Annotated in this window: 16 protein-coding genes and 1 riboswitch; of the genes, 3 read left to right on the forward strand and 13 right to left on the reverse strand. The window is 53.9% G+C overall.

Going from position 1 to position 17,885, the window contains the following annotated elements:
- Nucleotides 1-49: 49 nt before the first annotated feature.
- The 7 genes from RWM61_RS17750 to RWM61_RS17780 all read right to left on the reverse strand — a co-directional run bounded on the left by RWM61_RS17750 (nucleotide 50) and on the right by RWM61_RS17780 (nucleotide 5,433).
- Nucleotides 50-514, reverse strand: coding sequence for a Ger(x)C family spore germination C-terminal domain-containing protein (locus RWM61_RS17750; protein WP_314003272.1), 465 nt, complete (start codon nucleotides 512-514; stop codon nucleotides 50-52).
- On the reverse strand, nucleotides 486-719 hold the full coding sequence (locus RWM61_RS17755) for a hypothetical protein (RefSeq protein WP_314003273.1): 234 nt from the start codon (nucleotides 717-719) through the stop codon (nucleotides 486-488). Before RWM61_RS17755 ends, RWM61_RS17750 begins: the two co-directional genes overlap by 29 nt.
- Complete coding sequence (locus RWM61_RS17760; RefSeq protein WP_314003274.1) at nucleotides 716-1,822, reverse strand: endospore germination permease; 1,107 nt, start codon at nucleotides 1,820-1,822, stop codon at nucleotides 716-718. The genes RWM61_RS17755 and RWM61_RS17760 overlap by 4 nt, the downstream gene beginning before the upstream one ends.
- Nucleotides 1,822-3,402 carry a spore germination protein gene (locus RWM61_RS17765; protein WP_399538944.1) on the reverse strand — a complete coding sequence of 527 codons (1,581 nt, stop codon included), beginning with the start codon at nucleotides 3,400-3,402 and terminating at the stop codon, nucleotides 1,822-1,824. The genes RWM61_RS17760 and RWM61_RS17765 overlap by 1 nt, the downstream gene beginning before the upstream one ends.
- Nucleotides 3,403-3,505: 103 nt before the next feature.
- Nucleotides 3,506-4,324 carry a GGDEF domain-containing protein gene (locus tag RWM61_RS17770; RefSeq protein WP_314003277.1) on the reverse strand — a complete coding sequence of 273 codons (819 nt, stop codon included), beginning with the start codon at nucleotides 4,322-4,324 and terminating at the stop codon, nucleotides 3,506-3,508.
- Entirely contained in the window at nucleotides 4,321-4,674 is a 354-nt protein-coding gene (locus RWM61_RS17775) for a hypothetical protein (protein ID WP_314003279.1), read from the reverse strand. Before RWM61_RS17775 ends, RWM61_RS17770 begins: the two co-directional genes overlap by 4 nt.
- Before the next feature lie 30 nt (nucleotides 4,675-4,704).
- Complete coding sequence (locus RWM61_RS17780; protein WP_314003282.1) at nucleotides 4,705-5,433, reverse strand: EAL domain-containing protein; 729 nt, start codon at nucleotides 5,431-5,433, stop codon at nucleotides 4,705-4,707.
- 77 nt (nucleotides 5,434-5,510) lie between these two features.
- Nucleotides 5,511-5,594, reverse strand: a riboswitch (cyclic di-GMP riboswitch).
- A 260-nt stretch (nucleotides 5,595-5,854) separates the two neighbouring features.
- Here RWM61_RS17780 and RWM61_RS17785 point away from each other — a divergent pair.
- From RWM61_RS17785 to RWM61_RS17795, 3 genes are read left to right on the forward strand one after another with little or no spacing between them, the layout of a single operon-like run.
- Complete coding sequence (locus tag RWM61_RS17785) at nucleotides 5,855-7,462, forward strand: spore germination protein (RefSeq protein ID WP_314003283.1); 1,608 nt, start codon at nucleotides 5,855-5,857, stop codon at nucleotides 7,460-7,462.
- Nucleotides 7,459-8,688 (forward strand): Ger(x)C family spore germination protein, encoded by a 1,230-nt coding sequence (locus RWM61_RS17790; RefSeq protein ID WP_314003286.1) that lies wholly within the window; start codon nucleotides 7,459-7,461, stop codon nucleotides 8,686-8,688. Before RWM61_RS17785 ends, RWM61_RS17790 begins: the two co-directional genes overlap by 4 nt.
- 23 nt (nucleotides 8,689-8,711) lie before the next feature.
- The gene (locus RWM61_RS17795) at nucleotides 8,712-9,836 is read left to right on the forward strand and encodes a GerAB/ArcD/ProY family transporter (RefSeq protein ID WP_314003288.1); all 1,125 of its coding nucleotides are present in this window, start codon (nucleotides 8,712-8,714) and stop codon (nucleotides 9,834-9,836) included.
- 1 nt (nucleotide 9,837) lies between these two features.
- On the opposite strand, the gene RWM61_RS17800 is transcribed toward RWM61_RS17795, so the two are convergent.
- The 6 genes from RWM61_RS17800 to RWM61_RS17825 all read right to left on the reverse strand — a co-directional run.
- Nucleotides 9,838-10,062: a hypothetical protein gene (locus tag RWM61_RS17800; RefSeq protein ID WP_314003290.1), complete on the reverse strand. Its 225-nt coding sequence runs from the start codon at nucleotides 10,060-10,062 to the stop codon at nucleotides 9,838-9,840.
- A gap of 144 nt (nucleotides 10,063-10,206) precedes the next feature.
- Nucleotides 10,207-11,268, reverse strand: a complete 1,062-nt coding sequence (locus RWM61_RS17805; RefSeq protein WP_314003301.1) for a glycoside hydrolase family 130 protein — start codon at nucleotides 11,266-11,268, stop codon at nucleotides 10,207-10,209.
- A 33-nt stretch (nucleotides 11,269-11,301) separates the two neighbouring features.
- The gene (locus RWM61_RS17810; protein WP_314003292.1) at nucleotides 11,302-12,249 is read right to left on the reverse strand and encodes a DUF1861 family protein; all 948 of its coding nucleotides are present in this window, start codon (nucleotides 12,247-12,249) and stop codon (nucleotides 11,302-11,304) included.
- Nucleotides 12,250-12,403: 154 nt separating this feature from the next.
- Nucleotides 12,404-13,267, reverse strand: a complete 864-nt coding sequence (locus RWM61_RS17815; RefSeq protein WP_314003295.1) for a PP2C family serine/threonine-protein phosphatase — start codon at nucleotides 13,265-13,267, stop codon at nucleotides 12,404-12,406.
- Nucleotides 13,264-14,766 (reverse strand): hypothetical protein, encoded by a 1,503-nt coding sequence (locus RWM61_RS17820; protein WP_314003297.1) that lies wholly within the window; start codon nucleotides 14,764-14,766, stop codon nucleotides 13,264-13,266. The genes RWM61_RS17815 and RWM61_RS17820 overlap by 4 nt, the downstream gene beginning before the upstream one ends.
- 395 nt (nucleotides 14,767-15,161) lie before the next feature.
- The coding region (locus tag RWM61_RS17825; protein WP_399538950.1) for a hypothetical protein at nucleotides 15,162-17,885 on the reverse strand (2,724 nt) is incomplete at its 5' end.

Here is a 17,885-nt window from a genome sequence, read left to right on the forward strand (position 1 = left end):
GCTACGCCTAAACCAGAAATCTACCTAGGATTACCACGAAGTGCATAGGTCATGTTTCAATTTCAGGGATTAATTCGGTATGGGCTCGCAGCAAATTCAAAGATACTTGTCCTTCATTTTCCTCTCTTGGGGTCACCGTGACTACAGCTGATTCAATTTCATTTCTAAGCCATAGCACTCCTCTTGTAACTTTGTCTTTGATACGCCCTACCATTTTGTCTTTTTTAAATATGGCGGTTCCCGTAATATACGCGATCGTTTGTTTTTCTTCTTGTTCCTCTTCTACCGGCAAACGTTCAATCCAGGGCAAAGCTGCAGCTCCGGAAGGGCCGCTTAACATTTGAGCCAGATCTTTTACCGTTACTTTCATCCCCATCTTGAATTCGGCCAATTCCCGCAGTACTTCGGATACATCACGTTCGAGAGGCGGAGTCAGCTTCAAAATGTTTTTCGCTTTTTCTTTGCTTACAAATACATAGGAGCGTTCACGGAGCTGCGCCGCCTCCGCCGCCAAGACCGGATTGGCCGCCGGCTGCGCCTTTGGGGGCGAATACAAGAACGGAAAGTTCAATGGTCTTTTCATCTTTTTTATCAATGCCGGCTGCAGTAATCAACGCCAAATCATTGATTTCGGTTCGATCCCAGCAACCGGTAAGTAAGAACATTAAAAGAACAAGGGCAAGGATCAGTTTTATTCCGGGAGGACAAGAGAGTTTCATGCCTTCAACCCCTTTTTGGGATGAATGCTTTTTCGTATGCCGGCAATGACCAACAGCAGTATCGGGATGCCTGTTTGAACGGACAATAAATAAAAAGCACCTGAAGTTCCTAGAAAATGGGTGAGATCCTGCAAGTTAGGCGCAACCCAAAACGACATGACGACCAAAAGAAAGCCGACAGGAAACACAAGCGGACGATAATCGGATAGTTTAAGCCATTGGGAAGTTCCCAGAACAATCGCATAATAAAATACAGAGATTTTGATAAATGTCCCCGCCACCCAGATGGCCATCACGATAGATTCAAGATGTTCGAGAAAATCTGCAAGGCTGATATAACGGGAAGCCACCATCACCGGATAGGTAAGACTGGCTGTGATTTCCCCGAAAAGGAATAAAGTCTGGATGTTAGTCATCACCAGGGTCAACATCACCGCTAAAACCGAGAGCATCCCCCATTTTTTCCCTTTTGCTTTGTCCGTCAAATAAGGAAGAAGAAAGGCAATCAATATAAATTCACTAAACCAGCCTTGCGGTACAACAGATCCCTTAAAAGAGGGCATCATGCCTTCTTCAAAAACGGGAAATATATTTTGGGGATCCAAGTCCGGTGTTACTAAGACGAGGAGGAGCAGCAGCAAAAGAAAAACGACCGGAACGCAAATTTCCGCACTTCGCGCAATCACTTCCACTCCGCCGCGCACAGCAAAAGCGCAGACCAAAACCAAAATACCGGCGACCGCAAACATGGGTGTGCGGGGAAGAAAAGTTCCAACCACGAACTCTCCATATTCACGTATGACGATTCCATTCACATGCAAATAAAACAAAATATAGACCAATCCAACGATCTTCCCAAGGAATCGGCCTAGAATCCATTCACTGTATTCTACGATCGTCTCTTTTGGATAGAGCTTATGCAACCGATATGCGAGGTAAACGGTTAGAAATCCGATCAGGGAAGCCCATACGGGTGACAGCCACATGTCCTGTTTCGCATGTTTTGCGGTGATTGCCGGCACCAAGAGGATGGCTGTAGCCAATATGGTCGGATACATCATAATGGCCATTTGCATGGCCGAGATTCTGCCTCTCTCGATCATCACCGTTCGTCTCCCGTCTTCGGGTCTGGTTTCTGGCCGGGACTCTGCCGATATTTGTTATATTTCCCGGTTAAATGAGGCCTTGTATTCATCATCCACCAGGGGGCTCGTATAAGAACGTCTTTCATTTCCCGTCCTTTCATGGGAGCCATAGGCGAAAGATAAGGTACGCCAAATGAACGCAGACTGTTTAAATGAACAATAATCGCAAGGAGACCCACCATGATGCCAAGAAGTCCAAATGTTGCAGCCAGAATCATCAAAGGAAAACGCAGCATTCGAAAAGCAATTCCAGCCGCATAGCGCGGAATGGTAAACGAAGCAATACCGGTAATCGAAACCGCCATCACCATGGGTGCGGAAATCAATCCCGCAGAGACCGCCGCTTCACCGATAACCAAGGCGCCGACGATGCTGACGGCAGCGCCGACCTGTTTGGGAAGCCTTATTCCCGCCTCGCGCAGCGCTTCGAAAATAACCTCCATGATCAGGGCCTCGATAAGCGCCGGAAAAGGAACTTCTTCCCTCGCTTTCGCGATACTGAATACAAGGTTGGTGGGTACCATCTCTTGGTGGAATGTCAGAACGGCAATATAGGCTGAAGGCAACAGTAAAGAAAGCAAAAAGAACGCATAACGCATCCAGCGAATGGCCGTACTCAGCCAAAATCGTTGATAATAATCCTCTGCAGCTTGAAACAGCGAATAAAAGGTTGTCGGAGCAATCAAAGCGAACGGCGTGCCGTCTGTTAAAACAACCACCCTGCCTTCAAGAAGATTGGCACTGACTACATCAGGCCGCTCGGTGCTTAAAACCTGCGGAAAAGGCGACCACGGGTTATCTTCCACCAATTCTTCTATGTACCCGCTTTCCAGCACGCCGTCGATGTCAATTTTCTCTAATCGCTTGGCAACTTCCGTGATCAACGTCTCATCGGCAATTCCTTCGATATAGCCAATCATAACCTGCGTTCGGGTATAGCGCCCGATCTTCATGGTTTTGAATTTTAATTCGGGACTTCTTATTTTTCGCCGCAATAAGGAGACGTTAATGGGCAACACTTCTGTGAATCCTTCGCGCGGCCCCCGTACAGCGGATTCGGCCTTCGGTTCTTCAATGGAACGCTTCTCGAATTTTGCAAGCCCCAGGGCAAAGCCTGTTGATTGTTGATCGATAAGAATCACGGGGTTGCCTAGCGAGATGTCTTCGATAACATCCGAAACGGTCTGTATGAGCTTTACATTTGAAACAGAGATGGTTTGCTCCAAAACCATACGAATGTTGATTTTTTCCCCGGCATGGTGCATGAGCGGCGATAGGACATTTTGGTCGATTTCTTCGATGTTGGACAATCCGTCCACATAGATAAGAATGGCGTTTGTTTTTCCGCCTGCCGAAAACCTTCGAAATATGACGTCAGGACAATTCTGATAGATGGTTTGTAAAACCGCCAGATTCTCATTCAATGCTGTGGACAATTCATTTTGTTGCGGATTGGCGCCATTCTGCGGGGAACCCGCCGGTTGTTTTTTTTTATGTGCTCTAAACAGGAGACGGATGAGTCTTTTAAACATATCCATACCTTTGCCCCCAGCATTCTCTAAACCTTGTCAACTTTAAACCATTATTGCCAAGTGAGGGTGAATTATAACATTGTTCGTGCGCGAGTATCCGTGAGCCATTTCATTTGGAAGCGGATTGTCCTTCCGCCATTGCCGCAACCTTGAGAGAGGTGGACAATAAACTGGCCCTGCTCAAAATCTCCCGTAATGATAACGTAAAGAAGTCCGGTTCCCGATGTCCATTCACATGCCCTACCGCCGCGGATACGGAGATGTTGTTGATCACGATCGGCTGAGAGAACAACCGGATGAAATGTTCGACTTCCGATTCATCCGCCAGCGTGATCATGACAAATTCATCGCCGGCATACCTGCACAGAAAATCACGGTCTTCGACAACTTCCGCTGCTGCCCTGTTGGAAAATTCCCGGATCACATCATCCCCGAACGGATGGCCGTAACGCTTATTTATTTGACCGAAATCATTCAAATCGATAAATAGCAGGTGGAAAGGCTGCCGGTTTTTCAGAAACTCCTCCCCTGCATACTGGATATAAGGCGCGCGGTATAAACCCGTCAACGGATCCATAAATTCGGACACTTTCATCTTAATCGCTTCCCGTGTCGCCAAACCGACCATCTTGTCTTCTTCCATGATCAAAATTCGCTCGATTTCATGCCGATCCATGATATTCAACGCATCCCATATGAATCGATCGGGTGAAGTGCAAATGGGGTTCGGCGTCATGGCATCCGCCACAATGCGGTTGGGATGGGAAGAACGGACATCGCGGGACGTGATAATGCCCATGACCGTTCCATGGTCCACGACGATTAACGAACCGACTTTCCATTCGTTCATCCGTTCCGCTGCGTAGGAAACGCTTTTGTCCGACGAAACCGTATAAACGGAAGATGCCATGATCTCGGACACTTTCATCCCAATTCCACCTCCCGTTGTACGGAAACCGCGATTTTCAGTTCGGAACGCAGTACCATGGTGTCGTGGATCAAACGCTCCGCCTCCTCCATGACAATGTTCATAAGAAGTCGTTGATCCAGCATCTGCAGAAGTGAATTTCGTATGAGAACAGCTTCTATTCTTGGATGATCCATCCGGATCAGGGTGAATTGCTCCGGGGAGAGTGCCTCCGCCATCCGCTTTACGGCTTCCGGACCGATCGGCGCCTTTTTCCCGATAATTAACAGGTCCTGCATAGGCGGTACTTCAAATTCGGAGATTTTGAGCGAAAGCGTTGCTTTTCGTGAATACACGTTTTGATCACCCATCTTACCTCATTCCTCCAGGTTTCATTATGGTTACTTGTGCTCCTCCAGCCGGTCGGGTTTCCCCAAAAAATAGCCCTGCCCGATCGTTACGCCCAATAACGAGGCATGAGCGAGATCCTCTTCTCGTTCGATTCCTTCTAAAATGAGGCTGGAATCATCCCGGCAGTAATCGACGAACAGCCGGATCACCTTTTGCTTTTTCTTGCAAATGGACAGCCCAGTGGAAAAAAATCGGTCTATCTTTATGAAATCCGGCGATATTTCGACGATTTTCCGAAACGTGGTCGTCCCGTCGCCCACGTCATCCAGGGCAATCAAAAAACCTGCATCCCGGAGTTCCCCGATTCTTTGAATGAACAAGGGGTCATTCCAAATTTGTCCTTCTATGATGGATTCGTTAATTTCAAGCACAATGCGATGACGAAAAAGAAGAAACCGTCGCTCTAAGTTGTCCACAAACGAAGGAAAAGTGTCGGCAACGATGGTGGAGGGAAAAAGATTGACGAACAATAATTCGTCCCCCTCCTGTATGACCGGCGAAGAAAAGAAACTGGAAACCGCACAGTCAATGGACCACATATCCAATTGCAGCAACCGATTCTGGCTAAGAGCTCCTTGAAATAAGGCATCCGGGCTTATGCCCGTTTTACTGCGAATTAATGCTTCGTATCCGAACTTGTTTTGTTCGGGAAGTCGACAAAGTGGCTGAAATACATGGTAAAAGTGATTGTGTTCAATGAGATCCGCAATGTTTTCCATCGACTAATCCTTCCTTTTATAGGTTTATCAAATGAAAGAGCTACCCCGAAACAAAGGAGTAGCTCCTAAGCAACAATTTCGGTGACCCAGCTGCCGTAGATGGAATCCTTAGGCCTGAAGTTTTGCGCCCCAGCCTTTCGGCAGGTTTGCCTTTTTCGCATCGTTGTCCGTCCGAAGACCTATGAATAAAAAGATTAGGGAACCGTTTCATTTCGACGTTATGCGTCTATATTCCTATTTATTCGACAAATTTCACCTAATCCCTCCCAAGAAGATTTTTTTTATTGGGCAAAGTTATGAAACCATTCTATTGCGTCCCGACCATTCAATCGATGGAATGAATTCCGGCACCCTCCGAGACTCACAAGAATAAAAGCAAATCCGACAGCGAATAACTAATACATGGTAAGGAGGGAAAAACATGTCCTTTTGGAACCGACTGCGCAGATTAAGGCGAAGAAAAAAAGAACAAACGATATCGGATACAAGCACGTTCCCCCTTCATCGGGAGTTAAAAGACAACCTTCATCAAATCAGGCAGGAGGTTGGAAACAGCCCTGATGTCATTATCCGTGAATTCAAGCTCGGAAGCTCGCAGGTGCAGGTTGCCGCCGTTTATACCGACGGGTTGGCCGACAAGAAGATGGTCGGTGATTTTGTCATGCGTTCCTTGATGATCGATACCGCCGAGGAGACATTCAAAAGTATGGTATCGGATCAGAATGTATTTGATTTGATTAAAGACAATGCTTTGTCCATCGGAGAAGTGAAGGTAGTCAAGGATTGGAACGGTCTCCTTTCAAACATTTTGTCCGGAGATACGGTCATCCTGATGGACGGTTGGGCGGAAGCGATCAGCGGCGGCACCAAAGGGGGAGAAACCAGGGGTGTTGAGGAACCGTCATCCCAAGTGGTCATTCGCGGACCCAAGGACGGTTTCACGGAGTCCATCGGGACAAATATTTCCCTTATCCGCCGCCGAATTAAAAGTTCTAATCTATGGTTGGAGACCATGAAAATCGGCAATGTGACACAGACGGACGTTGCTGTCATGTATGTCAAAGGGATCGCCAACGATAAACTGGTTCAAGAGGTAAAGAAACGGCTGAACGACATTAAAATTGACGGCATCCTGGAATCCGGTTATATCGAAGAGTTGATTCAAGATGAAACATTCACCCTGTTTCCCACCGTTTACAATACCGAGCGGCCGGATACGGTCGCCGCAAATTTGCTGGAAGGCCGAATCGCCATTTTGGTGGACGGAACACCGTTTGCCCTCCTCGCGCCCACCACATTTTTTATGTATTTTCAATCCGCCGAAGATTACTATCAACGTTACGATATCGGAACGGCCATTCGATTGTTAAGGTATGTCACTTTTTTTATTTCTTTATTGGGACCTTCCGTCTATGTCGCCGCCATTACGTTCCATCAGGAAATGATACCGACTCCTCTTTTGATCAGTCTGGCGGCGCAGCGGGATGCCGTTCCTTTCCCCGCAATAGTAGAAGCCATGATGATGGAGGTCAGTTTTGAGATTTTGCGCGAGGCCGGCGTTCGCATGCCGCGGGCGATCGGCCAAGCGGTATCGATCGTAGGCGCGCTGGTTTTGGGGCAGGCGGCGGTACAAGCCGGGATCGTATCTCCGGCGATGGTGATCGTAGTCGCGATTACGGGGATTGCCAGCTTTGCCACCCCGGCCTTCAACATGGCGATTACGATCCGTTTGCTCCGGTTTGTGATCATGATTTTTGCCGCCACTTTCGGTTTTTACGGGATTGCGATCATCAACATTATAATAATAGCCCATTTATGCGGCTTGCGTTCTTTCGGAATGCCTTATATGGCTCCTCTTGCCCCGTTTATTCCTGCCGATCTGAAGGATACCGTGCTGCGTCTGCCATTATCGTCACTCCTTACCCGCCCGCGTCTGATCAACCAAAATAAAATGTCTCGGATGGAGCGAAATCAACAGCCTTCTCCTCCCATGGAAAAGGGAAGCAAGAACAAGGGGGATGCGAATTGAAAGCGAAATGGATGATCGGAATCGGTTTGCTTTCTGTGGCGTGCTTGCTGTTGACAGGATGCTGGGACAGCAGGGAGCTGAGAACGATGTCGATTGTCACGGCAATGGGGGTAGATAAAGCGCCGAACAAAAATGAATATCGCATATCTTTGCAAATTGTGAATCCAGGTACGGTGGCGACCGGATTAGCAGGAGGAGGAGGAGGGGGAGCAAATGTCACACCGGTTACGATCTATACGAACACGGGAAGCACCGTGATGGAAGCCATCCGCAACTTATCGCAGAAAGCACCGCGGGAGCTTTTCTTTTCGCATACACAGCTGCTCATAATTGGAGAACCGTTAGCTAGGCAAGGAATCAACGAATTGTTTGAAATGTTTGACAGGTCGCATGAAGCCCGTCTCTCGACCAGAGTTCTTGTAACAAGAGGCGTCACAGCCGAAACCGTCGTGCAAACACTTGCTCCGTTGGAGAAAATTCCGGCAAACAGTGTTGCCGGGAAAATAAAAAACACTTCAAAAGTATGGTCGGAGAATACGGAAGTCATCATGGATGACGTCATCAAGGCGCTGGCAAGCGAGGGAAGAGAGCCGATGATCAACGGAATCAGAATCGTCGGAGAGCCAAAAGAGGGGAATAAATTATCAAATAACGAACAAACCGATCCGCCGGCCGTGATTGAAATCAAAAGCATGGCCCTGTTCAAGGACGGAAAGTTAAGCTATTGGCTGTCCGTGCATGAGGGACGGGGGATCGCGTGGATTCAAAATAAAATGAAGAGCACCATTATTAACATTGATTGCAAAGATAAGAAAGAGGCTGTCGGCATTGAAGTGGTCCGTTCAAAAACGGATATTAAGGCGGAAGTTCGAGCCGGGAGACCGACGTTCCATATCGTTATACGGGAAGAAGGAGATGTAAGCGAGGTAAAATGTCCAATCGATCTGAGCAAGGGAGAGGAAATCACGAAACTGGAGAAAGAATGGGCGAAGAAGACAAAGAAAGAAGTCATGCAGGCCATGAATGCCGCCCAGAGAGCGAAAAGCGATGTGTTCGGTTTCGGGGAAGCGGTGAATCGCGCAAACCCGAGAGCGTGGGAGAGCATGAAGAAAGATTGGAATGAGACGTTTGCCGACAGCAAGGTAGATGTGAAGGTGGAAGCATTCATCCGTCGTACAGGCATGCGGACGAAACCCTTTTTAATGGAACAAGGCGTACAAGAATAACCATGAAGGGTGGGACGGACACAATGGAAAAGGCAAGAATCAGCCCCAAGCAATTGTTTGCCTTGATCATGTTGTTTGAATTCGGCACCGCGCTTGTTGTTCCAATAGGATTGGCGGGACGACAAGATGTCTGGCTGTCGATCCTGCTTGCGTTATTCGGAGGCATCGGGTTGTTTCTCGTTTACGACTATCTTTTTCGTCAATATCCCGATCTGCCGTTAAGCGGATATGCCCGGAAAATTGCCGGCAAATATATCGGATCGCTATTAAGCCTGTTATATGTTCCGTTTTTTATGTATATCGCCGCTAGAGACTTGCGGGATGCGGGCGACCTTCTGGCCACCTCCGTGTTCCACCGGACGCCGCTGTTTGTGATCAATGCCTTAATGATCGTTGCGGTTGTTTATGTCCTGCATAAAGGGATCGAAGTGTTTGCAAGAACGGGTGAAATCTACCTGATGGTTCTGATTGGTCTAGGTGTTCTGGGCAATATCGTTGTGCTGTTTTCCGGTTTGATCGATCTGAAGAATCTGCTTCCTTTGTTGGCAAGAGGGTGGGGACCCGTTCTAAAGGATGCCTATCCGAACATATTCATGTTTCCGTTCGGTGAAATGATTTGTTTCACCACGATGCTGCCCTCTTTAAATAAACGCCAATCGGGAAGGAAGACGGGCGTGATCGCCTTGATTTGCAGCGCCGTCATATTAAGTATGACCCATGCCGTTGAAATCGCCGTGCTTGGTTCCGATATGTATGGCAGGGCTGCCTTTCCTTTATTAACGACGATCAGCAAAGTGAACATCGGAGATTTTCTGCAACGAATGGATGTCATTGTGATCCTCACCCTGATTATCGGCAACTTCTTCAAGATCGCCGTCTTTTGTTATGCTGCTTTGATCGTAGCGTGCGATTTATTCAAGGTGAACGAGCAACAACAACTGGTGCTGCCTGTCGGAATAGTCGTCCTGCTAACCGCGATGATGATCGCAGGCAATTGGCCGCAGCATATTGAAGAAGGACAGCTTACTATAAAGTTTCTCCTGCCCCTTTTTTCCGTCGTCATTCCCGTGCTGCTTCTGGCGGTCCATCTGATTCGCAAACGTTTTGGCGTTCAACGTCCGAATACGCCCGCCGACGATAAAAGCTGAGTTACGATTTTTTACGCGGTTGTGCTTGCTTCTTTGTGAAAATTGAAATAACCATGACGGCCAGCAGCACAAATAAAATCACGTATTCCGGCAGGGTCATCACCCAGAAAGGATTTTTCATATTTCTCAACGACATGGAAAGGTTCATTCCCATCACCAAGTCCATCATGATGGCAACGGCCGTGCTTAACAAAAAAAACAAGAAAAAGAGAAGCAAAATTTTCATATACAAGGACCTCCCATAGACCGTCTATACTGATTGTTTCCAGAAGCAGCGGAAAATAACGGAAAGCCGGTCCAAGGAAGTGCCGCGCAAATGTGAAAACACCGCTCCCGAACGCCTTATGCGTCCTGGAAAGCGGTGTATGCTTTACAAATAAGTCAGGCTGTCCAGAATCTCCCGCAGGCTCAGCTCGGCGCAGGCCATCGAGGTGTCGGCGACGCCGTAATACATTTTCACGATATCGCCTTCCACAAGCAAGCCGCACGAGAACACGACGTCGCCGAAAAAGCCGTTCTTCTCATATTCCGCCTCTGGCTCCAGGATCGGCTTGTCGGACCGCGCAATAACCTTCGCCGGATCGTTCAGATCGAGCAGAAGCGCGCCCATACAGTACCGGTGCTCCTTCGTCGCCCCATGATACAGCTCAAGCCAGCCCCGCTCCGTCCGAAAAGGAACCGCGCCCCCGCCCATGCGGCCGCTGTCCCACATGCCTTCCCGCAAGCCGGCCAGATGCCGGTGGTTGCCCCAATGCAGCAGGTTGTCGGATTCGGCGATCCAGATTTCGGGCTCCCCGATGCTTTTTACAGTCGGGCGGTGCAGCGCATAATACTTGCCGTTCACCCGCTCCGGGAAGATCAGCACATCCTTGTTGTCCGGGCAAAAAATCATCCCGTGATGCGTGACCGTCTCGAAATCATTCGTCGACACCATCGATTCCCCGATGCCGACCGGCGACACGGCGGAGAAATAAATATAGTACGTATTACCGATTTGCGTGACGCGCGGGTCCTCGATGCCGTAGGTTTCATGGCGGTCGGACGGGTAAACGAACGGTTTATCGTCAATCGTAAACCGGCGTCCGTCCTTGCTTCTGGCAATCCGGATATACGAGATCGAGGTCAGGTACGCGAAGCCCGAGCTTCTCGTCACGTCCCGCACTACGCGCGGGTCGGAGAAATCGTACCGTTCATCGTCGATCCTCAGCCGCACCGTCTCGACCGCGTTCGTATCCGGATTGTAGACGGGCGCGAGCACGATGCCCGGCTCCGGGCTGACCGGCCGCTCCGCGACCCGAAGCAGCATCAGCACCTCATCCTTGTATTTGGCGATGCCTGCATTGAAAGCGCCGATCACCTCATAGCCCTCGTGAAAAGGCTTGACGTCCGCCGGCGTAACCAGCGGATTCTGTTCATAGCGGTAAGCGTTAATCGTCGTCGTTGCGGTCATGGCGTCCATGTCTCCTTAGCGTTCATATTTGAGAAAAGGGTCGGCAATCGTCAGACGGTGCGCTTCCGCGTCGCTGATGCCGGCGTACAAATGCGCGGTGCCGTCCGGCCGGCGGACCAGGCCGCCGCTGAACACCACGTCGACAAGGTCGCTGCGTTTGGCCTCGCCCGGCAGAAACCGCCGCCGCGCCGCGATCAGCTCGATATCCGAATGCCGTCCCGTCGCCGGGTCGAACGCAAACGCCATCGGATAATAATGGCGATCGCCCTGCCCGTCAAAGCAGGCGATATGGCCTAGCACGCCGACCAGCCCGCCGGCCAGCGGATGGAGCTCGTTCGCGCCGCCCCATTCGCCTTCCGCGAACTGCCCGTCAAGCAGCGGCGCATCCTCGATCAGCTGAAGCGTCAGGCCGCTCAGCGACGCCGCGCGGGCATAGCCGATTTTGCCGCGCCCGCCTTTATCGCCCTGGGGCCTCGTAAACACGCCGACGCTTCCGTCCGCCAGCTCCACGAGCCGCAGATCCTTCATGCCGTCCGGGCCGGTGAAGAACGGCTCCAGATCGGCGATGCTCGCCCCCTTATAGAACACCGTGCGCCACGCAAGCGCCCCCTCCCGCTGCGGATGCGGATACACCTCAACGCCGCCGAGCACGAGCTCGCCGCCGATGCGCGTGTGGAAAGGATCCTGCAGCGCAAAAGCCGGCGCCCCTTCCCGGGGCGTCCAGACGCCGCCTTGCTCCACGAAAAAAACGATCCGCGACCGCTCGCTGTCCCGGGACTCCACGCGCCCGGCAATGACGGGCTCGCCCTCGTCCTCGAACGGAGCGGCGATATTGTACACATCCTGCCCGTCCACGCCGCGAAATTCGAGCTTGAGCGGATCGGCGGCCAGCCGGCCGCCCAGCTCGTATTCCAGAAGCAGCGCGTCGCAGGTTTTCGTTTCGGTTTTCTCCAATAGGGTCATGGTCAACATTCCTCTCTGCTGTCTAAATACGTTGTTCGCAAGCATGTCGCTTAGAAGGCGATCCCCTCGGCTCCGGCGGTCAGGGCGGTCCGGGTGATTCCGGCGATTCAGACGGGTCAGCCCGCCCGGACGGTCACGTTCTCCGGACATTGCGCTACAGCTCGATCCAGATCGCGGTTTTGTCGTCGGATTTCTTCACCCTTGGGTACAGCCTGCAATCCGGATCCCCTTCCTCCATGCCGACCAGCCATTCCACATAGCGTTCGAGCCCTATCTGCGCCACACGCGCTGTCACTTCGACCGGGTCGAACATCGGCTCCTCCGCGCGCTTGGGCGCATACAAGCCGTCCGTCATCAGCAGCAGCGCCTTCAGATTGATCCGGTTGATGCGGCCGTGCTCCAAATAATCGGCGGCTTCCGGCTCCCCGTTCAGCACGCCGTAACCCGAAGGCGTGTTCGCGGATTGCCGTCCCTGTACGATTTGCGGCAATACATGCGACCACAGCGCTTCGCGGGATGCCAGTCCGGAAGCGACGCCCTCCGCCCAGAGCCGATGCGTCTCGCGGTCCAAATGGGCGATCTGGTCCCGCGTGACGACCCGGATCGTCCCGTCCGTGTAAACGGCCGTCAGCATGCAGTCGCCGGCTTGCGCATAGTGAACGGCGGTATCGGTGACCCGGATCATAGCGGCGCCGGCGCTCCACAGCTCTTCCTTGCGGTCCGTGCGGATGCCGTGCTTCATCATTTCCTCCCGAAGCAGGCGATTCGCTTCCAGAAGCGCATCGGCGAGCGGGAACGCCGGCTCCCGCCGCATCCCCCACTCGTCAAGCAAACGATGCATCGTACCGGCGATGATGCCTGCGGCCAGGTAACCGCCGGTTTCTCCGCCCGCTCCGGTGAACGGAACAAGCGAGGTCGCGCCGTCGATGACCCCGAAGACGCCGAACTCTTCTCTTGCGACCAGCGCGTCCTCGTTCCACGGGCTGCTTCCTTGAACAGATAACCGGACAATGTTCACTCCGCCGCCACGCTCACTTTCAGCACGACGGCTTGTTTGGCCGGCACCGTGACGGACATCCGCCCAGTGCCGCCTGTAAATACCGTCGTGTTCGTAACAAGATCGACCGCCTCGAAGGTGCGGCCACAGCCGGCAGCACGATCATCCTCGGCAAGGCCGCTTCCGGCAGCACCGGCGCCATCCCCGCTGCCATGCCCGTCGGCTCTCGGCTCGATGACCGTTTCCCGCGGCTGCGGATAAGGATTGTAAACCAGCGTGTAGCTCGCGCCCGATTCGCTCCTGCCGAGAAAATCCGTCCGGTCCAGATCCCATTGCAGCATATACGGATCGTCCGTCTGCCGAAGCACGGCATCCCACCACAGCGAGACCGCGCCTCCGTAAACCGAACGATGACCGTGAAAATCGCCCGACGCGTAAGGCGACTTCCCCCCGAACGCATCGACCAGATTTTCGTAGGGCACGTCCGGAGTAAACTGCGGCGTGCTCTGCGATTCCTCCGGCATGCGGTCCGGAATAAACCATCCGGCGTTGGACGCGGCATTCAATGCGTATTTGCCTACCGCGGCCGCGAGCCCCGGCTCCGTCTTCAGCACGGGCAGCAAATACGGGAGCAGAATCAGCGTCTCGAGGCTGTAGGCGATTTTGCGTTCCGATTCGTCGAGGTTCCCCCGCCAGCCGCGCATCAGGCCGTTTACCTCCGTATCCCCCCACTTGCCGACATGGAGCGGACCTTGGTGCGGATCGAACACGAAGGACACCGCCTTGCGGATATCGTACCGGCCGCCGAGCTCGTTCAATCTTGCCGCCGCCAGGCAGGCCATCGCCCCGTTCGGCATCTCATACCACGGATTGTCCGCGAACGCCAAATACCGGTCCATCGCCGTCCGGGCCTCTTCGAGAAAATGCTCGCCGCCGAACATGTCGTAGGCAAACACCATCAAATAGGCGTACCCCCCGATCGAGTCGGGCTGCCGGAATATATCCTTGTTCGTAAATGGCGCGTCCGCGCGGAAATCGAATCCTTGATCGTTGAAATCGTATCCGATCTTGTGCGCGAGCGTAATCAGGCTTTCCATGCCCGTTCGGAGCAGCGGCACCAGCTCGGGAGCCTCGTCCGCGCGCAGCCGGATAATGCTCGCCGCCAGCGCGTTGACGAACATCAAGTACCAGTACTCCACGAGATGCACACGCGGCGCGTTCAGGAAAATGCGATGCTCCTCATGATAGAAATCGGCGATCGACGGCAAATACGGACCGACATCCTCCCCTTGGAAAATGCCGCCGAGCACAACGCCGCCCAGCGTGATCAGCTCCTCGCCCGTGCCGTCGTGAAAAGCGGCGAAATGCGCATGCCCGCCGCCGTTCACGAACATCACCCGGTTGTCGGGGTTCAGGACATAGGCTTTGAAACGCTCCGCAATCCGCTTCCAGTCCGGCGGAGCGGCCTGCGGTATGTCGGGCATGGCATCGATGGCTGCGAATCGGAAATCGGAATTCATCGGGACACCCTCTTGTGAAGTAATTAATATTACGAGAGAGCAAATTTCGCTCTCTCAGCGATCATTTGGAGCAGGGCGGATGCTGAGGGAGCAAATTTCGCTCTCTCAGCGATCATTAGGAGCAGTGCGGACGCTGATGGAGCAATTTTCGCTCTCTCAGCGCTTCGCCACGCATTCGATCGTTAGAAGTGTTCGTCGAAGGAGGGAATTTCCCAGTCTCAGCGTCAGTTCGCGATGGCGAATAAGCTAAGGGAGGGTTTTGCCCGCCCTCAGCGTCTCAATCCCCCGTTGCCGGGACAAGTAGTGTCAACCGCGATCATCCTCACGGTTGTCGTCATCGTTCTTGTCGCCGTTCCGGCCGTTGCCGGCACGTTCAGTTCCGGTCACCAGCACGTTCATTCACCTTCCCCGGCACGATCATCGTCGCCGTCAGCTTCGCGGTCCCCGGGCTTGGCGGTTACTTCAATCCAGGCGGTGCCTTCGCCTGCGGCGCTCGTCACCGTGATCCGGTGCCGGCCGAGGCCGATCGAGTCAGGCAGCTTCACATGCGCCTTGAACTCGCCGTTCTTCGAGGTCGTCGCTTTAGCCGACCGGCCCCCCACCGTGACCGTCAGCTTCCGGCCCGATACCGCCTTGCCGGCCGTGTCGGTCACTTTGCCGCTGACGGTCACCTTTTTACCTTCGCGCACACCTTCATCCTTCGACTCCACCCGTATGCGGTCGCGGGCCGCCGCTTGCTCCGGCGTTCCGACGAACAGCGTGCCGCTGACGCTGTCCCGGACCACCTTGGTTTGCCGCCCGTCAGGTGTCGCAACAACGAGGGACGTCTCCACCGGGTACAGCACAAGCGCATCGATATTCGCCGTCGCCGTATCGCTCGGATTCGCCAGCTGCAGCTGATGCTCCCCTGCCGCCAACTTCACCGTGCCGATCCGCTTCATCGTGACGCGGCCTTCCGGCGCGCCCGCCAGCGGCACAGTAAGGGCGGCGCCGTCATCGAACCCGACAGCTGCCTGCGAGTCGGCACCTTCGCCGCCGGCCGCGACCGAGCTCAGCATGATGTCGTATACGCCCGCTTGCGGCACGGTTATCGCATACGTTTTCGACTGGCCCACGGGCATTTCCACATAGCCGCCGCCGGACACGTCCGGATTGGCGTACCGCACCTCGGGCACCGACATTTTGAACAGCTTCAGATCGGCGATCGATGCGTAGCCTTCATACGGATTCGGATTGCCCGCATCCACGGCGAACCGTACGACCAGCTTCACCGTCCCGGCCGGGATCGCCGTTCTCGGCGTCGTCTTCACCGCGCCGGCGCCGGAGTACCACGTCCGCGCGTGGTAGCGCATATCGTTGGCGTCCGCGACGATCGTCTCCGCGCCGGCGCCGTCCACCGCCACTACCTCCGCGCGCAGCGCGGTGTCGAACTCCACCCGCCCGTTGAACTGCAGCTTCACGGAATCGCCGACGGCAAATTGCCCCTCCCCGCCGCCGACCGGAATTTCGCTTGCAATCGAGCCGCCGTCGAACAGCCTGATGTTGTTATGGCCGTTCGCCGCGACGAACAGCGTCTGCCGCCCCTTCCAGCCCGGGTAAATTTCCGTGCCCGCGCCGACCTGCAGCGCGTCCGCATAGATTTTCGCCTCGTCCGTTCCGGAGCCGGCGGCCTGCGTCATCAGCGCCTTCTCCGGCACATTCAGCTCACCGTTCGGCAGCGCCATCGCGGCATCCGGCGGAGCCGCATCCATATACAGCTTCTCGATCTCCACCACATCCGCCTTAACCGCGCTTGTCGTTACGCCTTGCAAATACGACCGCGCGACCGGGTTCTCCTGAATCCGCAGCAGCGCCCGCAGCGCTTCATCAACCGACTCGCCGCCGCTGTTGATGTTCACCTCGGTGTCGTACAGGCCGTCGTAGGCGTAGCCATTCTTCTGATCGAACATCGGAAAATTGCGCACGTTGTTGCCGGTCCACCAGGAGCCCGCAATACCGGCCAGCGCCGCATACTTCTCTTTGCCGGTCACCTCGTACAGCGCCAGCAGATTATCGACGTAGCTCGCCGTTCCGTAATTGATCAACGGGTAAGGCTTCTTGTTCGGGCTCAGTTTCTCGGCGCGTCCGGAGATGAGCAGGTCGCTCAGAAAGCTGTCCGCCGCCAGTTCGGCCGCCTCAATCCACTGCCGCTCACCGGCAATTTGGCCGGCGAATGCCAGCGCCCGCACCTGGATGCTGCCCCATTCCTCCCACAGGTCGGGATTCGTCGAGCCGTTATAGAGATGCATAATGCCGCCGTACGGGAAGTCGCGGAAGGACGAGCCTCCTTGCGCCAGGTAGATCCCTTCCCCAAGCTTCCGCATCGAATCGCGAATCGCCGCCTTAACCGCCGGATCGTCCGTAGCCGCATAGTGCTCATACAAAGCGTTGACCGCCAGCGATGACACCCACACATCGCCCATCAGCAGCCACTTCGCCGCCTTGACATCGCCGACGGTGTAATACTCGCCGTACGCCGGGTCAGTCAGCTGCTTCAACCGGTTCAGGCTCAGCTCCAGCCGCTCCTCAACCCGCTCCGCCAGCGCGGCATCCGCGTCCGCCAGCTGCGGCAGCGCCGTGCCCATCGCCTCGTAAGCGCGCACCGCCCACCAGCTGAAGCTTTTTTGCGAGGACTGGCTGTCCTTCACACGAATGGTGCCGTCCGCATCCTTCGCGACAAAATTGTCGAAGTCGCCGTCCTCATACTGCATCCACATCAGAAACTCCAGGCCGCGCTTGATCATGTCGTAGCTGTACGCGTCGCCGTATGTTTTATAATGCTCGACGTACGCGATGACCGCCCGCGACACATCGTCCACCGCGGAGAAGCCCTCCTGCGGATCGCCGACCCACTCATAGCCCTTCGTCAAATCGCCCCGGTCGATCGGCTCCGAGTACAAATGCGTCACGAACATCGGAACGCCGTCCAGCGTAATCTTCTCGTTCATGAAATTGAAATGCTTCAGGTTCAGATACACTTCATCAGCGCGCTTCAGCCCGTATTTGCGAAAAAAGGACACGTCCTTGCCGGTCAGCTCGCCGTCCGCATCATAGTCAAACCGCAGATCCGCTCCGCCGGC

The sequence above is a fragment of the uncultured Paenibacillus sp. genome, assembly GCF_963515335.1.
GTDB lineage: Bacteria > Bacillota > Bacilli > Paenibacillales > Paenibacillaceae > Paenibacillus_I.